The 20,583-nt window shown below is 61.2% G+C and carries 18 protein-coding genes; 8 read left to right on the forward strand and 10 right to left on the reverse strand.

What is annotated here, in order from left to right; translation table 11 throughout:
- Nucleotide 1: 1 nt before the first annotated feature.
- Together proC and PMI27_RS12000 are read right to left on the reverse strand one after the other, a co-directional pair.
- Entirely contained in the window at nucleotides 2-820 is an 819-nt protein-coding gene (gene proC / locus PMI27_RS12005; RefSeq protein ID WP_008152623.1) for a pyrroline-5-carboxylate reductase, read from the reverse strand.
- Between the two features lie 33 nt (nucleotides 821-853).
- Nucleotides 854-1,540 (reverse strand): YggS family pyridoxal phosphate-dependent enzyme, encoded by a 687-nt coding sequence (locus PMI27_RS12000; RefSeq protein ID WP_008152621.1) that lies wholly within the window; start codon nucleotides 1,538-1,540, stop codon nucleotides 854-856.
- 55 nt (nucleotides 1,541-1,595) lie between these two features.
- Between PMI27_RS12000 and PMI27_RS11995 the strand changes: the two genes are divergently transcribed.
- A complete protein-coding gene (locus PMI27_RS11995) occupies nucleotides 1,596-2,630 on the forward strand; it encodes a type IV pilus twitching motility protein PilT (protein ID WP_008152619.1) in 1,035 nt (344 codons plus the stop codon).
- 103 nt (nucleotides 2,631-2,733) lie between these two features.
- On the opposite strand, the gene PMI27_RS11990 is transcribed toward PMI27_RS11995, so the two are convergent.
- Nucleotides 2,734-3,351 carry a C40 family peptidase gene (locus PMI27_RS11990; protein WP_008152617.1) on the reverse strand — a complete coding sequence of 206 codons (618 nt, stop codon included), beginning with the start codon at nucleotides 3,349-3,351 and terminating at the stop codon, nucleotides 2,734-2,736.
- A gap of 250 nt (nucleotides 3,352-3,601) precedes the next feature.
- Here PMI27_RS11990 and PMI27_RS11985 point away from each other — a divergent pair, with 250 nt between their 5' ends.
- Nucleotides 3,602-4,033, forward strand: coding sequence for an NINE protein (locus PMI27_RS11985; protein WP_008152615.1), 432 nt, complete (start codon nucleotides 3,602-3,604; stop codon nucleotides 4,031-4,033).
- 87 nt (nucleotides 4,034-4,120) lie between these two features.
- Here the strand turns inward: PMI27_RS11985 and PMI27_RS11980 are convergent, their stop codons facing one another.
- The 7 genes from PMI27_RS11980 to gshB all read right to left on the reverse strand — a co-directional run bounded on the left by PMI27_RS11980 (nucleotide 4,121) and on the right by gshB (nucleotide 10,217).
- Nucleotides 4,121-5,392, reverse strand: a complete 1,272-nt coding sequence (locus PMI27_RS11980) for a dihydroorotase (RefSeq protein ID WP_008152614.1) — start codon at nucleotides 5,390-5,392, stop codon at nucleotides 4,121-4,123.
- Entirely contained in the window at nucleotides 5,389-6,393 is a 1,005-nt protein-coding gene (locus tag PMI27_RS11975) for an aspartate carbamoyltransferase catalytic subunit (protein ID WP_007897943.1), read from the reverse strand. The genes PMI27_RS11980 and PMI27_RS11975 overlap by 4 nt, the downstream gene beginning before the upstream one ends.
- Before the next feature lie 27 nt (nucleotides 6,394-6,420).
- Entirely contained in the window at nucleotides 6,421-6,924 is a 504-nt protein-coding gene (pyrR, locus tag PMI27_RS11970) for a bifunctional pyr operon transcriptional regulator/uracil phosphoribosyltransferase PyrR (RefSeq protein WP_008152613.1), read from the reverse strand.
- Between the two features lie 84 nt (nucleotides 6,925-7,008).
- Nucleotides 7,009-7,446 (reverse strand): Holliday junction resolvase RuvX, encoded by a 438-nt coding sequence (gene ruvX, locus PMI27_RS11965; protein WP_005792259.1) that lies wholly within the window; start codon nucleotides 7,444-7,446, stop codon nucleotides 7,009-7,011.
- Nucleotides 7,446-8,018: a YqgE/AlgH family protein gene (locus PMI27_RS11960; protein ID WP_008152608.1), complete on the reverse strand. Its 573-nt coding sequence runs from the start codon at nucleotides 8,016-8,018 to the stop codon at nucleotides 7,446-7,448. The genes ruvX and PMI27_RS11960 overlap by 1 nt, the downstream gene beginning before the upstream one ends.
- Nucleotides 8,019-8,286: 268 nt before the next feature.
- A complete protein-coding gene (locus PMI27_RS11955; protein ID WP_008152606.1) occupies nucleotides 8,287-9,186 on the reverse strand; it encodes an energy transducer TonB in 900 nt (299 codons plus the stop codon).
- A gap of 77 nt (nucleotides 9,187-9,263) precedes the next feature.
- Nucleotides 9,264-10,217: a glutathione synthase gene (gene gshB, locus PMI27_RS11950; RefSeq protein WP_008152603.1), complete on the reverse strand. Its 954-nt coding sequence runs from the start codon at nucleotides 10,215-10,217 to the stop codon at nucleotides 9,264-9,266.
- Nucleotides 10,218-10,451: 234 nt separating this feature from the next.
- On the opposite strand from gshB, the gene pilG reads away from it, so the two are divergent.
- The 6 genes from pilG (at nucleotide 10,452) to PMI27_RS11920 (ending at nucleotide 20,530) form a co-directional block, all read left to right on the forward strand.
- Nucleotides 10,452-10,856: a twitching motility response regulator PilG gene (pilG, locus tag PMI27_RS11945; RefSeq protein WP_008152601.1), complete on the forward strand. Its 405-nt coding sequence runs from the start codon at nucleotides 10,452-10,454 to the stop codon at nucleotides 10,854-10,856.
- A gap of 57 nt (nucleotides 10,857-10,913) precedes the next feature.
- Nucleotides 10,914-11,279 (forward strand): twitching motility response regulator PilH, encoded by a 366-nt coding sequence (gene pilH, locus PMI27_RS11940; protein WP_008068134.1) that lies wholly within the window; start codon nucleotides 10,914-10,916, stop codon nucleotides 11,277-11,279.
- Between the two features lie 10 nt (nucleotides 11,280-11,289).
- The gene (locus tag PMI27_RS11935) at nucleotides 11,290-11,823 is read left to right on the forward strand and encodes a chemotaxis protein CheW (protein ID WP_008152598.1); all 534 of its coding nucleotides are present in this window, start codon (nucleotides 11,290-11,292) and stop codon (nucleotides 11,821-11,823) included.
- Nucleotides 11,824-11,960: 137 nt separating this feature from the next.
- On the forward strand, nucleotides 11,961-14,018 hold the full coding sequence (locus PMI27_RS11930) for a methyl-accepting chemotaxis protein (protein WP_008152596.1): 2,058 nt from the start codon (nucleotides 11,961-11,963) through the stop codon (nucleotides 14,016-14,018).
- A 52-nt stretch (nucleotides 14,019-14,070) separates the two neighbouring features.
- Nucleotides 14,071-20,082, forward strand: coding sequence for an Hpt domain-containing protein (locus tag PMI27_RS11925; RefSeq protein WP_008152594.1), 6,012 nt, complete (start codon nucleotides 14,071-14,073; stop codon nucleotides 20,080-20,082).
- Nucleotides 20,075-20,530: a chemotaxis protein CheW gene (locus PMI27_RS11920; RefSeq protein WP_008152592.1), complete on the forward strand. Its 456-nt coding sequence runs from the start codon at nucleotides 20,075-20,077 to the stop codon at nucleotides 20,528-20,530. The genes PMI27_RS11925 and PMI27_RS11920 overlap by 8 nt, the downstream gene beginning before the upstream one ends.
- The last annotated feature ends 53 nt before the right edge of the window (nucleotides 20,531-20,583 follow it).

Here is a 20,583-nt window from a genome sequence, read left to right on the forward strand (position 1 = left end):
CTTATTGACCCAGTTGTTCGGCCATCTCGGCCGAGCGGTGCGCAGCGGCGCCAAGTGCTTTTTCTACCAGGGCTTCGAAGCCACCGGCCTGGAACGACTTGATCGCCGCTTCCGTCGTGCCCGCAGGCGACGTCACGCGGCGACGCAGTTCCGCAGCGTCGACGTCACTGGCCACGGCCATGTGAGCAGCGCCCAAAGCGGTTTGCAGGGTCAGTTGTGCAGCGATGTCTGCTGGCAGACCAAGCTTCACGCCGGCCGCGGTCATGGCTTCGATCAGCAGGAAGAAGTACGCGGGGCCCGAGCCGGAAACGGCGGTGACCGCGTCCAGTTGCTGCTCTTCATCCAGCCACAGTGCGATGCCGACGGCGGACAGCAGTTCTTGCGCCTGTTTGCGTTGCTCGGTGCTCACTTCAGCCGTGGCGAACAAACCGCTCACACCCTGACGCAGCAGCGCCGGGGTATTGGGCATGCAACGCACGATCGGTTGGGCGCCGAGCCAGTTGTTCATGCTGGCGCAGGTGATGCCGGCCGCAATCGAGACCACCAGTTGATTCGGCTTGAGGCTTGGGCGAAGCGCTTCGCAGACGGCTTTCATCGCTTGAGGTTTGACCGCCAGTACGACGACTTCGGCGCCCTGGATGGCGTCGGCGTTGTCGGCGAACACCTCGATACCGTGTTCAGCGTTCACGCGAGCGCGGGTTTCAGCGCCCGGATCGCTGGCGCGGATCTGCGCGGCGTCCAGACCTTTGGCGCGCAGGCCGCCGATCAGGCTGGCCGCCATGTTGCCGGCACCGATAAAGGCAATACGAGTCTTGCTCATGTCAGGTCCTTATAGAGAGGTATGTCAGCCACGTTATGGCTGGCCGTAGTCGCGGGCACCAAACAGGGCCGTACCGATACGGACCCAGGTGGCGCCCATGGCGATGGCCGACTCAAGGTCGTGGCTCATGCCCATGGAAAGTGTGTCGAGCGGCAGGTTCAGGCTGGCTTGCAGGCTTTGTACGGCAGCAAAAGCGGCATCCTGGGCGGCGCGATCTTCAGTTGGCTCGGGGATTGCCATCAACCCGCGCAGCTTGATGCGCGGCAGTTCACTGATGGCATTGGCCAGGGCCGGCAGGTCAGCCGGGGTGCAGCCGGACTTGCTGGCTTCACCGCTGACGTTGACCTGGATGCAGATGTTCAGTGGGGGCAACTCGGCAGGACGTTGTTCGGACAGGCGTTGTGCGATTTTCAAACGATCCACGGAATGCACCCAGGCGAAGTGCTCGGCAATAGCGCGAGTCTTGTTCGATTGAATGGGGCCGATGAAGTGCCAGATCAAGGGCAGGTCGGCCAATTCGAGCTGTTTGCTCAGGGCTTCCTGCAAGTAGTTCTCACCAAAGTCGCGGAGGCCGGCGGCATACGCTTCGCGCAGGGCCTCGGCGGGCTTGGTCTTGCTCACGGCCAATAGCTGGACGCTGTCTGCGTCGCGCTTTGCGGCAACGGCAGCGGCGTGGATGCGTGAACTAACCTGAGCAATGTTGTCTGCTATCGTGGACATCAAGAGGCGCCGGCGGCTGAAGGTTCGCGGCATTCTACTGGAATTGAGGAACGCTATGGATATCACTGAGCTGCTGGCTTTCAGCGCGAAACAGGGCGCATCCGACTTGCATCTGTCTGCCGGCCTGCCCCCGATGATTCGGGTCGACGGCGATGTGCGGCGCATCAACCTGCCAGCCCTGGACCACAAACAGGTGCAGGCGCTGATCTACGACATCATGAACGACACGCAGCGGGTGGACTTCGAGAAGCACCTGGAGACCGACTTCTCCTTTGACGTGCCCGGCGTGGCGCGTTTTCGGGTTAACGCGTTCAACCACAATCGCGGTGCTGGCGCGGTGTTCCGGACCATTCCGTCCAAGGTCCTGAGTATGGACGACCTCGGTATGGGGGAGGTGTTTCGCAAGATTACCGAAGCGCCGCGGGGGCTGGTGCTGGTGACCGGTCCGACCGGTTCCGGCAAATCCACCACCCTGGCGGCGATGATCGATCACCTGAACACCCATCGTCATCACCACATCCTCACCATCGAAGACCCGATCGAGTTCGTCCACGAGTCACGCAAATGCTTGATCAATCAGCGTGAAGTCCATCGCGACACACGCAGTTTCGCCACGGCGCTGCGCTCGGCCCTGCGGGAGGACCCGGACGTGATTCTGGTGGGGGAAATGCGGGATCTCGAGACCATTCGCCTGGCGTTGACCGCCGCCGAAACCGGTCACCTGGTATTTGGCACGCTGCATACGACATCGGCGGCGAAAACCATTGACCGGGTGGTGGACGTGTTTCCGGGTGACGAGAAATCGATGGTTCGTTCGATGCTGTCCGAGTCGTTACTGGCGGTGGTGTCGCAGACGTTGGTCAAGAAGATCGGCGGCGGGCGGATCGCGGCCCACGAAATCATGCTCGGCACGTCAGCGATCCGTAACCTGATCCGCGAAGACAAGGTGGCGCAGATGTACTCGTCGATTCAGACCGGGGGAAACCTGGGGATGCAGACGCTGGATATGTGCTTGAAGGAGCTGGTGAGCAAGGGCTTGATCAGCCGCGAGCATGCGCGGGAGAAGGCGCGCACGCCGGATGGTTTTTGAAGCTTAAAAGCAAAAGATCGCAGCCTGCGGCAGCTCCTACAGGGAAATGCATAGTCCCGTGTAGGAGCTGCCGCAGGCTGCGATCTTTTGATCTTGCTTCAAATCAGCGTTGAACAACCTGTAAGGTGTTCTTCTCTTTCGGCATAACCCGCTTCGCAACCACGTAGTGGCTTTCCCAGTAGGGTTTTTTCAGCGTGTCGATGGTCACCGACTTGCCACGGCGTGGTGCGTGGATGAAGCGGTCGTTGCCCAGGTAGATGGCGACGTGATTGACCCGACGGCTCTTGATGTTGAAGAAAATCAGGTCGCCAGGCTTCAGATCCTTGCGATCGACTTTCTCCCCATGACCGCTGGCCATGGCGTTGGAAGTACGCGGCAGGTCGAACGTGGCGTCGTTGAACGCGTATTTCACCAGACCACTGCAGTCGAACCCTTTACTTGGGCTGCTGCCGCCCCAACGGTAAGGTGTACCGAGGACGTTTACGGCGCGGCTCAGCACGTTGCTGCTTTCCTTGGTCGCCATCGGCGGAACCAGGCTGCTGTTGCTGCTCAGTTGAGGAGCGCGTTTTAGGGTCTGTTTGTTTTTGCTCGAAGGAGCAGAAACATGGGATTTTGGGGTGTAACCATTAACGTTAGGAAGACGTTGCTCACGATTGGTGGCGTGGGCGGCCAGTGGCATCAAAAGGCAAATGGTTAGCCATGTCTTGAAAAATGGACGCATTAGGCAGGGCTCATATAAGTTAGCGCGCAACTTTATAACAGCTTTTTTGGCCCTTCCGCGGCCGTTGGTCGATTCAACCTTGGGGTCAACGGAACCAAATAAGCGGAAAATAGACGCGATTGTCGGACACAACGCTTGTGTTACAAGGGTTTGACGGGACACAAGGTAGCATTTGCCATACGTCGGCCACCTGTAAAAAAGTCACAAAGATTTAAAGAATATTTATCTATCGTGTGATTCGAGGTCCTTCATGAACACCTATCAACAACCCGTTTCGCATCAAGACACGCACAGCAAGGTGATCGGTTACCTGCTGTGGATTTTCGGTTTTACCGGCGCTCACCGCTTCTATTACGGCAAGCCGGTAACGGGGACGATTTGGTTCTTAACCCTCGGTTTGTTGGGTATCGGTTGGCTGATTGACCTGTTTCTGATCCCGGCCATGGATCGTGAAGCGGACCTGCGTTTTACCGCCGGGCCCATTAAGTACAACGTTGCGTGGATTCTGCTGACGTTTCTTGGGGTATTCGGCGTACACCGGATGTATCAGGGGAAGTGGATCAGCGGATTGCTGTACCTGGTGACGGGCGGGTTGTTCTTTCTGGGGGTGCTGTATGACTTCTGGACGCTGAATGACCAGGTGTCGATTCGCAATGCGCAGAACAGAGGTGCCTTCCAGTAAGCCATCGCTGGCAAGCCATGCTCCTACAGGGTGTTCATACACGATCCCGTAGGAGCAAAGCTTGCTCGCGATTGCAGCAACGCGGTCTTACGCCTGGTGGCTGATTCGTCCATCCACCAAGGTGTAACGCACCACGCCCGGCAGGCTGTGGCCAATGAACGGGCAGTTTTCGCCTTTGGACAGCCAGGTCTCGCCGGCCACGGTCGACGCCGCCGGGTCGAACAGCACGATGTCCGCCGGTCCACCTACCGCCAGTTTGCCCGCCGGCAGGCGCAATGCCTCGGCAGGTCCGGTGCTCAAGCGCGCCAGCAGCGTTGGCAGGTCCAGCAAACCATCCTCCACCAGCGTCATCGCCAACGGCAGCAGCAGTTCAACGCTGCTGATGCCCGGCTCGGTGGCCCCGAACGGCGCCAGTTTGGCATCCCGCTCGTGGGGTTGGTGATGGCTGGAAATCGCCGAGACGACACCGGATTTCACCGCTTCACGCAGGCCATCGCGGTCGGCGCGGGTGCGCAGCGGCGGCTGGACGTGATAGAGGCTGCTGAAGTCGATCAGCGCTTCGTCGGTCAGGATCAGCTGATACAGGGCGACATCGGCCGTCACCGGCAGGCCGCGAGCCTGGGCCTGAGCGATCAGGGCCACGCCACGGGCGCTGGTGAGCTGGCTGAAGTGCGCGCGCACGCCACTTTGCTCGACCAGCAGCAGATCCCGGGCCAGAGCCACGGTTTCAGCGGTTTCGGGAATGCCCGGCAAACCGAGGAAGCTGGCGGTCGGGCCTTCGTGGGCCAAGCCACCTTCGGCCAGATCATGGTCCTGAGAGTTGAAAATCACCGTCAGGTCGAAAGTTGCGGCGTACTCCAGCGCCCGGCACAGCGTGCGGGTGTTGCGGAAGCTGTCCAGGCCGTTGCCAAAGGCCACGCAACCGGCATCGCGCAAGGCGACCAGTTCGGCCAGCTGTTCGCCGTCCAGGCCTTTGCTCAGGGCGCCGATCGGGAACACCTTGGTGTTGCCGGCCTCGCGGGCGCGGTCGAGGATCAGTTCGGCCACGGCCGAGGTGTCCAGCACCGGTTTGGTTTTCGGCGGGCAGCACAGGCTGGTGACGCCACCGGCCGCGGCGGCGCGGGTTTCGCTGACGATTGAACCTTTACGGCTGTAGCCCGGCTCGCGCAGGGCGACGTTCAGGTCAACCAGCCCGGGGGCGGCGACCAGGCCTTTGGCGTCGAGGGTGTCGACGGCGACAAAACCGGCGGGCGCGGCGCCAAGGGCAATGATCTTGCAGGCTTCAATATGGATATCGGTAACTTGGTCCAGGCCGCTGGCCGGATCGATGACGCGTGCGCCGAGAATGCTGAGCTTCACTGGGCGTTCTCCTGCTCGAATTGGCGCTGGGCTGTTTGCCCGCTCATGGCCATCGACAGCACAGCCATACGAATTGCGATGCCGTAGGTGACCTGGTTGAGGATCACCGAGTGCGGGCCGTCGGCCACCGCCGACTCAATTTCCACCCCACGGTTGATTGGCCCCGGGTGCATGACGATGCAATCCGGTTTGGCTCCGGCCAGACGCGCGGTAGTCAGGCCGAACAGGCGGTAGAACTCGCCTTCGCTCGGCAGCAGGCCGCCAGTCATGCGTTCACGCTGCAGGCGCAGCATGATCACCACGTCGACGTCTTTCAGGCCTTCGGTCATGTCGGTGTAAACCTTCACGCCGTATTGCTCGATGCCGATCGGCAGCAGGGTTTTCGGCGCGATCACGCGGATGTCCGGGCAGCCGAGGGTTTTCAGCGCCAGCATGTTCGAGCGCGCCACCCGCGAGTGCAGGATGTCGCCGACGATGGCTACGGAAAGGTTTTCGAAGCCGCCCTTGTGCCGACGGATGGTGAGCATGTCGAGCATGCCCTGGGTCGGGTGGGCGTGGCGGCCGTCGCCGCCGTTGATGATCGCCACTTGCGGGCAGACATGTTCGGCGATGAAGTGCGCCGCGCCGGAATCACCGTGGCGCACGACGAACATGTCGGCGGCCATGGCTTCCAGGTTGCGCAGGGTGTCGAGCAGGGTTTCGCCCTTGCTCGCCGACGACGTGGACACGTTGAGGGTGATCACGTCCGCCGACAGTCGCTGAGCGGCCAGTTCGAAGGTGGTGCGGGTGCGGGTGGAGTTCTCGAAGAACACGTTGCACACGGTCTTGCCGCGCAGCAACGGGACTTTCTTCACCGCCCGGGCGCCGACTTCGAGGAACGAGTCGGCGGTGTCGAGGATTTCCGTCAGCAGCTCGCGGCGCAAACCGTCGAGCGAGAGGAAGTGGCGCAGCTGGCCCTGATCATTGAGCTGCAGCGGGCGCTTGGTTTCTAGAGGCGTCATCGCGAGGGGGACTCTCAATAGGGCGAATTAAAGGGCGAGGTCTTGCAGTTCGAGCTTGAGTTCCGGGCCGGACAGTTTCACCCGTTCGTGGGCGGCCAGCGACAGGGTCGCGCCGACCACATTCGGGCGGATCGGCAGCTCGCCGGCGTCCAGGTCCAGCAGGCAGACCAATGTCACGCTGGCCGGGCGGCCGTAGTCGAACAGCTCATTGAGGGCGGCGCGGATGGTCCGGCCGCTCATCAGCACGTCATCGATCAGCACCAGGTGTTGGCCTTCGATCTCGAACGGTAGGGCAGACGGGCGCACTTGTGGGTGCAGACCGTTCTGACTGAAGTCGTCGCGGTAGAAGGAGACGTCCAGGGTGCCGAGCGGCGAGTCGCTGCCCAGTTCATCGAGCAACGCCTGGGCGACCCAGACACCACCGGTACGAATACCGATGTAGCGCGGCTCGCTGATGCCACGGTGTTCCAGGTGCGCCTTGAGACGGGTCGCCATCTGGCTGATCAGTTCGGCGGGATTGGGCAGGCTCATGGTTGCTCCTTCTTGGGCCCGAGCCGGGTTCTGCTGGAGAGGTGGCTCGGGTTGTCGCTAAGTAGAGACGCGTGTTGCGGCTCTTCAGGATTCGAACAATGCGGTGTTTTCGTCGAGCCAGCCTTGCAGCAGCAGGGCGGCGGCGATGGCGTCCACCGGATTGTCACGGTAGCTGCCCTTTTGTCCGCCACGATCACGCCGTTCACCCTTGGCTTCGAAGGTGGTCAGGCGTTCATCGTGGGTATAGAAGGGCAGGTTGTAGCGGCCGTTGAGACGGCGGGCGAATTTCTCGGCGCGCAGGCACATGTCGCTCGGCGTGCCGTCCATGTTCAAGGGCAGGCCAACCACCACCGCATCGGGTTTCCACTCTTTAATCAGGGCTTCGACCTGATTCCAGTCGGGAATACCGTTTTGTGCCTTCAAGGTGCACAGCTCGCGGGCCTGGCCGGTAATCACCTGGCCGACCGCAACGCCGATCTGTTTGGTGCCGTAGTCGAAACCCAAAATCAGGCGCAGGGCCATCAGGCGTGTCCCGCCTGACTGGTCAGAAGGCTGAGATTGACGCCCAGGTGCTTGGCCGCTGCTTCCAGGCGCAGTTCGCTGCTGGTGTTGAACAAAATTTCGGCATCGAACGGGCAGGTCAGCCAGGCGTTCTGGGCCAGTTCGGCTTCCAGCTGCCCGGCTTCCCAGCCAGCGTATCCGAGGGCGATCAGGCTTTTCGCCGGACCGACGCCGTCGGCGATGGCGAACAGCACGTCCTGGGAGGTCGACAGGGCCAGTTTCTCATCGAGCTCAACGGTGGCCTGATAACTCTGCCCCGAAGGGTGCAGGACAAAACCACGATCGGTCTGCACCGGGCCGCCGATGAAGATCGGCACATGCTGGCAGAGCATCGGCGGTTCGATGTCGGGGCGCAATTGCTCGAGGATATCGGCCAGGTTGAGGTCTTGCGGACGATTGACCACCAGGCCCATGGCACCATTGGCCGTGTGCTCGACGATGTAGGTCAAGGTGTGCGCAAAGTTCGGGTCGACCATGTGAGGCATGGCGATCAGGAACTGATGCTTGAGGTAGCTGGGGCTGACGTTCTTCATGAGCGCTAGTGTGGCGTTGGAGGGACAAACTGACAAGCTGAGGATGCCGAATTTGGCAGTCGGCACAGACCAAATGTGGGAGCGGGCCTTTGTGGCGAGGGGGTTTACCCCCGTTGGGTTGCGAAGCGACCCCAAGCTTGCAACCCCGTTGTGTCTGACACACCGCATGCAATGGTTTTACGACTGCTGCGCAGCCGAACGGGGCGGTGCGACGTTTCGCTAAACCCCCTCACCACAAAGGCTCGCTCCCACAGGGGATTTGCGGTGATCAGTTGCTGGAGAGTCTGTCTCCGCGCGCAAACTTCCAGGTCCGGATGATTTCCAGGCGGTCGATGTCCGACAAATCCCCGGTAAACGGTGAAAACGGCGCCGCCAGCCGCACGATGCGCTGCGCCGCCTGATCCAGCAGCGGTTGCCCGGATGACTCCAGCACCAGCACTTCAAAGAGCGAGCCGTCGCGGTTGATCGAAACCATCAGGCGCAAATTGCCGTAGATCTGCTTGCGTCGTGCTTCGTCGGGGTAATTCAGGTTGCCGATGCGCTCGACTTTCTTGCGCCACTCGTCCTTATACCAGGCGCCCTTGTCGCGCATGGTCGACGCGGCGCTCAGGCGGTGGATACGCGGGCGCTTGGCATACAGCTGTTGTTCGTTGGCCAGTTCCGCTTCCAGGCTGGCGATGTCGGTGGACAGCTGTTCACTGTCGAACGTCGGCGCGGCGACGGCGGGTTTGGTGACGGGTTTGGGTTCTTCGGTTTTGGCCGCGGCCTTTTTCGGCTTGGGCGCGACGGTCGTCACCGCTGCCTTGGGTGCGGCTTCCTTCACTTCAGGCTTGGCCGCCGGCGGTGGCGTGACTTTCTGCACCTTGTTGTCCTGGAAAGGCGCGACCTCGGTGGTCTTGGGAATGGCCTTTTTATCCAGGGTGCCGCTGCCTTCCTGATTCTCTTGAGCGAGGAAATCGGCTTTCTCAGGCTTCTTTTCGCTTTTGAAGGTGGCGAGGGTGATTTCCAGGGTTTTGCTGATTTGCTTGGGTTCGACCATCGTAAAACCGACGCCCAACAGCAAGGCCAGGTGAATCAGCGCCGCGAGAAACAGGGTAAAACCGAGGCGATCAGCCGGGCGCACGCCACGATGGGCGAGTTCAGCGGGTAGATCGGACGGGAGCGTCATGACAAAAAAACCAACATCGCGTTTTTCACAGGCCGCGGATGATAACGCAATGTTGGTCGTTTCTTGGCTGTTCTATATCAACGGGCCTTGAGCTTCTGATCGATGGCATCCATCAACAGGCCACCAATGTCGGTGCCGAATGCGTTATCGATCTCGCGAATGCAGGTCGGGCTGGTGACGTTGATTTCGGTCAGATGCTCACCGATCACGTCGAGACCGACGAACAGCAGGCCTTTCTCGCGCAGGGTCGGGCCGACTTGTGCGGCGATCCAGCGATCTTTCTCGGTCAGCGGTCGGGCTTCGCCACGGCCACCGGCGGCGAGGTTGCCACGGGTTTCGCCAGCGGCCGGAATCCGCGCCAGGCAGTAATCCACCGGCTCGCCGTCGATCATCAGGATGCGCTTGTCGCCATCGACGATTGCCGGCAGGTAACCCTGAATCATGATCTGTTGTTTGCCATGCAGGGTCAGGGTTTCGAGGATCACCGACAGGTTCGGGTGGCCAGCGGTGTGACGGAAGATCGATGAACCGCCCATGCCGTCCAGCGGCTTGAGGATCACGTCGCCGTGATGGTCGGCGAATTCACGCAGTACGTCCGGGCGACGGCTGACGATGGTCGGCGGCGTGCACTGCGGGAACAGCGTGGCGAACAGTTTCTCGTTGCAGTCGCGCAGACTTTGCGGCTTGTTGACCACCAGCACGCCAGCGCGTTCGGCTTGCTCCAGCAGGTAAGTGGAGTAGACGAATTCCATGTCGAACGGCGGATCCTTGCGCATCAGGATCACGTCCAGATCGCTCAGCAGCGCGTCGGTCTCGGCTTCGAGCTCGAACCATTTTTCCGGGTTGGCGAAGACTTTCAACGGACGCATCCGCGCCCGCGCTTCGCCTTCGGCCTGGTACAAATCGCCCTGTTCCATATAGAACAGTTCCCAGCCGCGCTTCTGTGCGGCCAACAGCATGGCCAGCGAGCTATCCTTTTTATAGGAAATGCTGGCAATAGGATCCATGACAATCCCGACGCGAACGCTCATGGGTTTTTCCTCGAATTTGGGTGGTCCGACTGGACACGAAAAAGTGGCGTCAGATTGGCGCTCAGTGTGTGTCCGGTCAAGGAAAAACCACCGCGCCGGTCCCCCGATAGATTGCATTTGGAGACTGTGCTAAAAAGGCTGCGATATCGTTCCGGCCCTTAAACATCAAGGGTTTCGAGCCTCCGGTTATCGGAAATGGACAATTTGATTCGCAAAGGCGACGGCAGAGCATTTATGGAACAACATTCCAGCGCCTTGAAGGTCATGGTGATCGACGATTCGAAGACGATTCGCCGTACCGCCGAAACGCTGTTGAAGAACGTGGGATGTGAAGTGATCACCGCCATCGACGGTTTCGATGCCCTGGCCAAGATTGCCGACAATCACCCCGGCATCATCTTTGTCGACATCATGATGCCGCGTCTGGATGGTTATCAGACCTGCGCTTTAATCAAGAACAACAGTGCGTTCAAGTCCACGCCAGTGATTATGCTGTCGTCCAAGGACGGGCTGTTCGACAAGGCCAAGGGGCGCATCGTCGGCTCCGACCAGTTTTTGACCAAGCCTTTCAGCAAGGAAGAACTGCTGAACGCGATCCAGGCCCATGTACCGGGCTTCGCCGCCGTTTTGCCGCAGTAGGACACGCACAGTGACGCTCGGCCAGCGGGCCCGGCGTCGACAAGAATGGGGAAGACCATGGCACGTATTCTGATCGTCGATGATTCGCCGACCGAAATGTACAAACTGACCGGCATGCTGGAAAAGCACGGTCATGAAGTGTTGAAAGCCGAAAACGGCGCCGACGGCGTGGCACTGGCCCGTCAGGAAAAACCCGACGCCGTTCTGATGGACATCGTCATGCCTGGCCTCAATGGTTTCCAGGCGACCCGTCAGCTGACCAAAGACCCGGAAACCGGGCACATCCCGGTGATCATCATTACCACCAAGGATCAGGAGACTGACAAGGTCTGGGGCACGCGCCAGGGCGCCAAGGACTACCTGACCAAACCGGTCGACGAAGAAACCCTGATCAAGACCCTGAACAACGTGCTGGCCGGTTGATCGTCCGGCCATGACCGAGTCGCTGACGGCTTTCGAACTGCTGCTGCAGATCGACCAGCGTTGTCGTCTGCTGGCGGCGGACTTGCCGTCCCAGCCGACCCGACAAGACAGTTGGAGCGGCATCGGCTTTCGTCTGGGCGAGCACTGGTACGTTGCGCCGATGGGCGAGGTCAGCGAGGTGCTGCACGAGCCGCGGTTCACCCAGCTGCCGGGGGTCAGGCCCTGGGTCAAGGGTGTGGCCAACCTGCGCGGGCGTCTGTTGCCGATCATCGATTTGTGTGGGTTCTTCGGGCACGAGCTGTCAGCCGTGCGCAAGCAGCGCCGGGTATTGGTGGTCGAGCATAACGACGTGTTTACCGGGTTGATGGTCGATGAAGTCTTCGGCCTCCAGCACTTTGCCCAAGACAGCCTTGAGCTGGTAGAGACATTGAACAGCCCGATTGCACCGTTCATCAAAGGCCGGTTCCAGCGTGAGCAGACCTGGCAGGTGTTCAGCCCGTTTACGTTGGTGCAGTCCCAAAGCTTTATGCACGTCGCGCTGTAAACGCGGCCCCCCTGTGGGAGCGAGCTTGCTCGCGATGACGGACTCACAGCCAACATTAATGTCGACTGATACACCGCTATCGCGAGCAAGCTCGCTCCCACAGGTTCTTCGGCAATCTTTAAGGGTGTTGGTTACCGATGATAAAAGCAAAAACAGGCAAGCCAGAAGGGTCGCGCAGCCGGTCACAGATCATCGCGCTGTTCATCGCGCTGATCGTCTTCATCATGCTGCTGTTCGCCAACTTCGCGTACCTCAACACCCAGGCCACGTACGACAAACAGTACATCGGCCACGCCGGTGAGCTGCGCGTGTTGTCCCAGCGTATTGCCAAGAACGCCACCGAAGCCGCTGCCGGCAAGGCGGCGGCGTTCAAGCTGCTGAGCGATGCGCGCAATGACTTTGCCCAACGCTGGGGCTATCTGAAGAAAGGTGACCCCGCCACCGGCCTGCCGCCGGCGCCGTCCACCGTGCGCCCGGAAATGCGCGCCGTGCAACTGGACTGGGAACGCTTGCTGAAAAACACCGACGCGATCCTCTCCAGCGAACAGACCGTGCTGTCGCTGCATCAAGTCGCCGCGACCCTGGCCGAAACCGTGCCGCAGTTGCAGGTCGAGTACGAAAAAGTCGTCGAAACGCTCCTCCAGCGCGGTGCCCCGGCCGCGCAGGTGGCCATGGCCCAGCGCCAGTCGCTATTGGCTGAGCGGATTCTCGGGGCGGTGAACACCGTGCTGTCCGGTGATGAAAATTCGCAGCAGGCCGCCGACGCCTTCGGTCGCGATGCGGCGCGATTCGGCCTGGTGCTCAACGGCATGCTCCAGGGCAATCCGTCACTGAAAGTCAGCCAGGTTGAAGACCGCGATGCTCGCGCGCGGTTGATCGAGATTTCCGAGCTGTTCGAATTCGTCTCGGGTTCGGTGGATGAAATCCTCGAAACCTCGCCGGAGCTGTTCAAGGTCCGCGAATCGGCGACCAATATTTTCACCCTGTCGCAGACCCTGCTCGAGGAAGCCTCGCACCTGGCCGGCGGTTTCGAAAACCTGGCCGGCGGGCGCAACACCGACACCATTGGCGGCTACGTGCTGGGCCTGTTGGCGCTGATGTCGATCATCCTCATTGGTCTGGTGATGGTCCGGGAAACCAACCGTCAGCTGCGCGAAACGGCCGAGAAGAACGAGCGTAACCAGAACGCAATCATGCGCCTGCTCGACGAGATCGAAGACTTGGCGGACGGCGACCTGACCGTGACTGCCTCGGTGACCGAAGACTTCACCGGGACCATCGCCGACTCGATCAACTATTCCGTGGACCAACTGCGCGATCTGGTGGCGACCATCAACCTCACCGCCGGCCAGGTCGCTGCCGCCGTGCAGGAAACCCAGGCCACCGCCATGCACCTGGCGCAGGCTTCTGAGCATCAGGCGCAGCAGATTGCCGAAGCCTCCACCGCAATCAACGACATGGCCCAGTCCATCGATCAGGTCTCGGCCAACGCCGCCGAATCATCGGCGGTGGCCGAACGTTCGGTGGAAATCGCCAACAAGGGCAACGAGGTGGTGCACAACACCATCCACGGCATGGACAATATTCGCGAGCAGATTCAAGACACCGCCAAGCGCATCAAACGCCTCGGCGAGTCCTCTCAGGAAATCGGCGACATTGTCAGCCTGATCGATGACATTGCCGACCAGACCAACATCCTTGCGCTCAACGCGGCGATCCAGGCCTCCATGGCCGGTGACGCCGGGCGCGGTTTCGCGGTGGTCGCCGATGAAGTTCAGCGGTTGGCCGAGCGCTCGTCCGCCGCCACCCGGCAGATCGAAACCCTGGTGCGGGCGATTCAGACCGACACCAACGAAGCGGTGATTTCCATGGAACAGACCACCACCGAAGTGGTGCGTGGCGCTCGTCTGGCGCAGGATGCCGGAGTGGCCCTGGAAGAAATCGAAGGTGTGTCGAAGACCCTCGCCGCGTTGATCCAGAGTATTTCCAACGCCGCCCAGCAACAGACGTCCTCGGCCGGTCAGATTTCCCTGACGATGAACGTGATCCAGCAGATCACCACGCAGACCTCGTCCGGCTCCACCGCCACCGCCGAGAGCATTGGCAACCTGGCGAAAATGGCCAGCCAGCTGCGGCGTTCGGTGTCCGGTTTCACCTTGCCGGCCGCCAAGGCTGAGGCTGCGGATAAAGTGTGAAACGCCTGCGAGCGAATGCATTTTTTGAGTAGAGCAGTGATTTGGAGTGGTTATGGGTGATCGGCACGACTATGTGGCCCTCGAGTGGGTCAAAGGCGAGATTGCCGAAACGCTGAAAGTGGCTCACCAGGCGATTGAAACGTTGCTTGATGACCCGCAGGCGACGCACGCCCTCAGCGAATGCCTGGCGTGCATCCATCAGGTTCACGGCAGTTTGCAGATGGTCGAATTCTACGGCGCGGCGCTGCTCGCCGAAGAGATGGAACATCTGACCACCGCCTTGCAACAGAACCGCGTCAGTCATCGCGATGAGACGCTCCACCTGTTGCTGCAAGCCCTTGGGCAGCTGCCGATTTACCTCGACCGGGTGCAAGGTGCGCGCCGCGACCTGCCGCTGGTGGTGTTGCCACTGATCAACGATCTGCGCAGCGCCCGTGGCGAAAGCCTGTTGTCGGAAACCAGCCTGTTCAGCCCGCAATTGCCGGACCTGCCGCCACTGGACGAAGAGTCGCTGGCGCTGCTGGAGCCGGCGGATTTACCGAACGTGCTGCGCAAGTTGCGGCAAATGTTGCAGATGGCCCTGGTCGGGTTACTGCGTGAACAGGACGGCGAAACCAATCTCGGTTACCTGACCAAGGTTTTTGCGCGCCTCGAAGGGCTGTGCGGCAACGCGCCCTTGAGCCCATTGTGGCAAGTCGCCTCGGCGCTGGTCGAAGGCATGCGCGACGGCTCGATTGCCAACAGCCCGGCGTTGCGCAGTCTGTTCAAGGAGGCCGACAAAGAACTGAAGCGCCTGCTCGAACAGGGCATGCCCGGCATCAATCAGCCGGCGCCGCTAGAGTTGCTCAAGAGTTTGCTGTTCTACATTGCCAAGACCGAACATCCCACCGGGCAGATGCTGACCATGAAAGATCGCTACGGACTGGACGACGCGCTGCCTGACAGCGCAATGGTCGACGAAGAACGAGCACGGCTGGCCGGTCCCGACCGCGATGCCATGCGCTCGGTGTTGGCCGCTTTGTGTGAAGAGCTGGTGCGGGTCAAGGAACGCCTGGACCTGTTCGTGCGCAGCGACCGCCAACACACCTCGGACCTCGAAAGCCTGCTGGCGCCCCTGCGGCAAATCGCCGACACCCTGGCGGTGCTCGGTTTCGGCCAGCCGCGCAAGGTCATCATCGATCAACTGGCGGTGGTGCTGAGCCTCGCCCAGGGCCAGCGTGAGCCCAACGACGCAATCCTGATGGACGTCGCCGGTGCCTTGCTCTACGTCGAAGCGACGCTGGCCGGCATGGTCGGCACCGTCGAGCCGGAAAGCCAGGAAGAAAGCCGCCTGCCGACCACCGACCTGACCCAGATCCATCAGATTGTGATCAAGGAAGCGCGCATCTGCCTGCAACAGGCCAAGGACATGATCGTCGACTACATCGACGCCGACTGGGACCGCCAGCATTTGCAGCCACTGCCGGCCCTGCTGACCCAAGTGCGCGGTGCGCTGGCGATGATTCCGTTGAGCCGTGCGGCGAGCCTGATCGAAACCTGCAACCACTTCATCCGCGAGCACCTGCTGCTGGATCCGGATCACCCCGGCTGGCAGGAACTGGACAGCCTGGCCGACGTCATCACCAGCATCGAGTACTACCTGGAGCGCCTCAGCGACGACCCCGAAGCGCCGGGCGAACAGTTGCTCGACGTCGCGGAAAAAAGCCTGGCCGCACTTGGCTTTTTCCCCAGCGAGCAGCAGGTGCCGGTGCTTGAAGATGTGCTCAGCCCGAGTGAAGCGCAGGTCATGCAGGATTTGCAGGAACTGGACGACCCTGAGACCGTCAAGTCACTGGCCGATGTATTGGCCAGCCCTGTGTCCTCCGTCAATCCGCCCGCCCTGACTATCCCCGGAAGCCTGTTGCCGCCGCCCACCGGTGAAGAGCCGGTGGACGATGAACTGCGGGAAGTGTTCCTCGAAGAGACCGATGAAGTCCTGGAAATCCTCCGGGAATACCTGCCGCGCTGGACGGCTAACCCCAACGATAAACCTGCCTTGAGTGAATTGCGTCGGGCATTCCACACCTTGAAAGGCAGTGGCCGAATGGTCCGCGCGTTGGTGTTGGGTGAACTGGCCTGGGCGGTGGAAAACTTGCTCAACCGCGTGCTGGAGCACAGCGTTGCGCCAGGGGCAGCGGTGCAACAATTGCTCCGCGATGCCCTGGACCTGCTGCCGAAGCTGGTGGCCGAATTTGCCGCCAATGCCCAGCGCCAATGCAACCAGGTCGACCAACTGGCTGCTCGCGCCCATGCCCTCGCCAAGGGCGATACGCCTGCCAGCGATGAAGATACCCAGGATGTGGCAGCCCTCGATCCGCTGTTGCTGGAGATCTTCCGCAAGGAAGCCGAGACCCATCTCGCCAGCCTCAACCGTTTCCTCGATCAAGCCGCCGAGCACGTGCCGTTGCAGGCCAGCGACGAGTTGCAGCGGGCGCTGCACACCCTCAAGGGCAGCGCCTCCATGGCTGGCGTATTGCCGATTGCCGAGCTGGCGACGCCACTGGATCATCTGGCCCGGGAGTACAAGGCGCACCTGCTCGCCCTCGACCTGGACGAAGTCGAACTGCTGCTCGAAGCCGAAGGATTGTTCCGTCTCGGGTTGCGACAGCTCAAGACTGATCCACTGGCGGAGATTCCCGGCGCCCGCTCATTGATCGAGCGCACCCGGGCGTTGCTGGCCGAGCGGCTGGAAACGCTCCTGAGTGCACCGAATACCAGATTGCGCATCAAGCGTGATCCGCAACTGATCAACAACTTCCTCGCCCAAGGCATGGACATCCTGCTGGACGCCGAAAGCCTGTTGCAGCGCTGGCAGCAACATCCCGGTGAGCGTCAGGAACTCAGTGCGCTGCTGGACGAATTGACCACCCTCGGCGAAGGCGCGCACCTGGCGGATCTGCATCCGGTGGATGAACTCTGCGAAGCCTTGCTCGACCTCTACGGCGCGGTGGAAGAAAGCAGCCTGGCGGTCAGCGAAGCGTTTTTCCATGAGGCGCAAAGTGCCCATGAAGCGCTGATCAATATGCTCGACGAACTGGCCGCCGGCCAGGAAGTCAGCCCGCAACCGGAACGTATTCGGGCCTTGCGCGGCTTGCTCGATGAGGGCCTGGATCCGTCGGCAATGGGGCTGATTCGCAGCGATGGCAGCCGCACATTGAGCATCCGGGAACTGGGCGACGCCACCGCCGAACTTGAAAACACACTACCCCCTGTGGGAGCGAGCCTGCTCGCGATGGACGTCAACGATGACGCATTATCGCAGGATAAACGCGGCGCCTATGAATCCATCGCGAGCAGGCTCGCTCCCACAAAGGATCATGAGCTGGACGACGAGATCGTTTCGATCTTCCTCGAAGAGGCGGTGGATATCCTCGAGAGCGCCGGCCAGGCTTTGCAGCGCTGGCTGGGCGACCCGGACAACGTTGCGCCGTTGTTGTCGTTGCAGCGAGATTTGCACACCCTCAAGGGGGGCGCGCGGATGGCCGAGGTCGAGCCGGTCGGTGAGCTGGCCCATGAACTGGAAAGCCTTTACGAAGGTCTGGTGGACCGCCGTTACGCCTACAGCGAAGCTTTGGCGCACTTGCTGCAACACAGTCATGACCGGCTCGCGCAGCTGCTTGAACAGTTGCAGAACCAGCGGCCATTGGGCGATCCGGGTGAGATGATCGAGGCCATTCGCGAGTTTCGTCAGGGCAACGCCAGCGCTGTTGAAACGGTCGAACCGGCACGGGCCGAGGACTCACCGAGTCATGATCCGGAGCTTCTGGAGATCTTCCTCGAGGAAGGTTTCGACATCATCGAAAACTCCGGCGCGGCGCTGGTGCGCTGGCAGGCTGAGCCGTCGAATCGTCAGGAAGTGGAAACCCTGCTGCGTGATTTGCACACCCTCAAGGGTGGCGCGCGGATGGTGGAAATCGCGCCGATCGGCGACCTCGCCCATGAGCTGGAATTCCTCTACGAAGGCCTGTCCGCTGGCGTGTTGCAACCCACTGCCGCGTTGTTCGGCTTGTTGCAAAGCAGCCACGACCGACTGGCGCAAATGCTCGACGCGACCCGTGCCGGTCAGCCATTGCCGCCCGCCGATCAACTGATCGATGAGATCAAGAATTTCAGTCATCCGGTGGCGCCCGAAACACCGGCGCCGGTCCAGGTGCCTGCAACGCCGAAAATCGAGACGCCGGCACTGCAATCCGATGTCGGCGCGGACATGGTCAAGGTCTCGGCAGAACTGCTCGACGATCTGGTCAACCTGGCCGGCGAAACCTCGATCTTCCGTGGGCGGATCGAACAACAGGTCAACGATGCACGTGTGACTCTGAGCGAAATGGAAACCACCATCGAGCGCATGCGCGACCAATTGCGCCGGCTCGACACCGAAACTCAGGGGCGGATTCTCAGCCGTCAGCAAGTCGACGCCGAACGCCTGGGCTACGAAGAATTCGATCCGCTGGAAATGGACCGTCACTCGCAGTTGCAGCAACTGTCGCGCGCGCTGTTCGAATCCGCCTCCGACTTGCTCGACCTCAAGGAAACCCTCGACCGACGCAATCAGGACGCGGAAAACCTGCTGCAACAACAGGGCCGCATCAACACCGAATTGCAGGAAGGCCTGATGCGTACGCGCATGGTGCCGTTCGAGCGGATGCTGCCGCGCCTGAAGCGGATCGTCCGTCAGGTCTCCAGCGAACTGGGCAAGGACGTGGAATTCATCGTCGGCAATGCCGAAGGCGAGATGGACCGCAACGTCCTCGAACGCATGGCCGCGCCGCTGGAACACATGCTGCGCAACGCCGTGGATCATGGCCTGGAATCCGCCGAGGTGCGTATCGCGGCGGGTAAACCGGCTCAGGGGCGAATCACCCTCGACCTGTCGCGAGAGGGCGGCGACATCATTTTCGACATCCGCGACGACGGTGCCGGTGTGCCGTTGGACGCGGTGCGGAGTAAGGCGATCAAACGCGGGTTGCTGGCCCCGGACAGCGATATCAGCGACCGCGACGTGTTGCAATTCATCCTGCAACCGGGGTTCTCCACCGCCGAGAAAATCACCCAGATTTCCGGACGCGGCGTCGGCATGGACGTGGTGCATGAAGAGGTCCGGCAGCTCGGCGGCAGCATGAGCATCGACTCTGTGCCGGGGCAGGGCGTGCACTTCCGGATTCGCCTGCCGTTTACCGTGTCGGTCAACCGGGCGCTGATGGTGCAGTGCTTTGATGATCAGTACGCGATCCCGCTGAACACCATCGACGGCATCGTTCGCGTGCTGCCCAACGAACTTGAAGGGCATTACCGGCTCGATCCGCCGACCTACAAATACGCCGGGCAAGACTATGAACTGTGCTACCTCGGCGAACTGCTGAAAACCAGCCAGCGTCCGAAACTGCTGGGCCAGAGCCTGCCGTTGCCGGTGTTGCTGGTGCAGTGCAACGAGCGGCACATCGCGGTGCAAGTCGACTCCATGGCTGGCACTCGCGAGATCGTGGTCAAAAGCCTCGGCCCGCAGTTTGCAGCGGTGCAGGGTTTGTCCGGGGCGACAATTCTCGGCGATGGGCGGGTGGTGCTGATTCTTGATTTGCTGGCGCCGATCCGCGCGATGCAGGCCCGTTTGCCGCAACAGCCAGTGACTCAGGACGCGGAGGTCGAGCCGCATAAACCGCTGCTGGTGCTGGTGGTCGATGATTCGGTGACCGTGCGCAAGGTCACCAGCCGTCTGCTGGAACGCCACGGCATGAACGTGCTGACCGCCAAGGACGGGGTCGACGCCATGTTGCTGCTTGAAGAGCACATGCCTGACCTGATGCTGCTGGACATCGAAATGCCGCGCATGGACGGTTTTGAAGTCGCGACCCAGGTCCGCGCCGACGAACGTCTGCAGCACCTGCCGATCATCATGATCACCTCCCGCACCGGGCAGAAACACCGCGATCGCGCCATGGCCATCGGCGTCAACGACTACCTCGGCAAGCCGTACCAGGAATCGGTGCTGCTCGACAGCATCCACCTGTGGAGCAAAACCCATGCTTGAGCACCGCACCAGCAACCTCACCGGCCTGCTGCTGCCCTTGGCTGACCGCAACCTGATCTTGCCCAACGTCGCTGTGGCGGAGCTTATTGATTACCAACCCAGCGCCTTCGACCTCGACACGCCGCCGTGGTACCTCGGGCGGGTCATGTGGCGGAACCGGCAGATTCCGTTGCTGAGTTTCGAGTCGGCGTGTGGGCAGAAAATCGTTATCGGTGAGCGAGCGCGGATCGTCATCCTCAATGCCCTTGGTGGGCGGCCCGATTTGAAATTCATCGCCTTGCTGGTGCAGGGGATTCCGCGGTCTTACAAGCTTGATAGTCAGTTGAGCTATGTGGATGTGCCGTTGTGCTCGCTGGAACAGGCGGCGGTGCAGGTGGGGGAGCAGGTGGCCAAGGTGCCGAATTTGTTGGCTCTGGAAGAACTGCTTGTGAATGCAAGTCTGGTCTGACCGGATCCCTGTGGCGAGGGGGCTTGCCCCCGTTCGGCTGCGTAGCAGTCGTA

The sequence above is a fragment of the Pseudomonas sp. GM41(2012) genome, from assembly GCF_000282315.2.
GTDB lineage: Bacteria > Pseudomonadota > Gammaproteobacteria > Pseudomonadales > Pseudomonadaceae > Aquipseudomonas.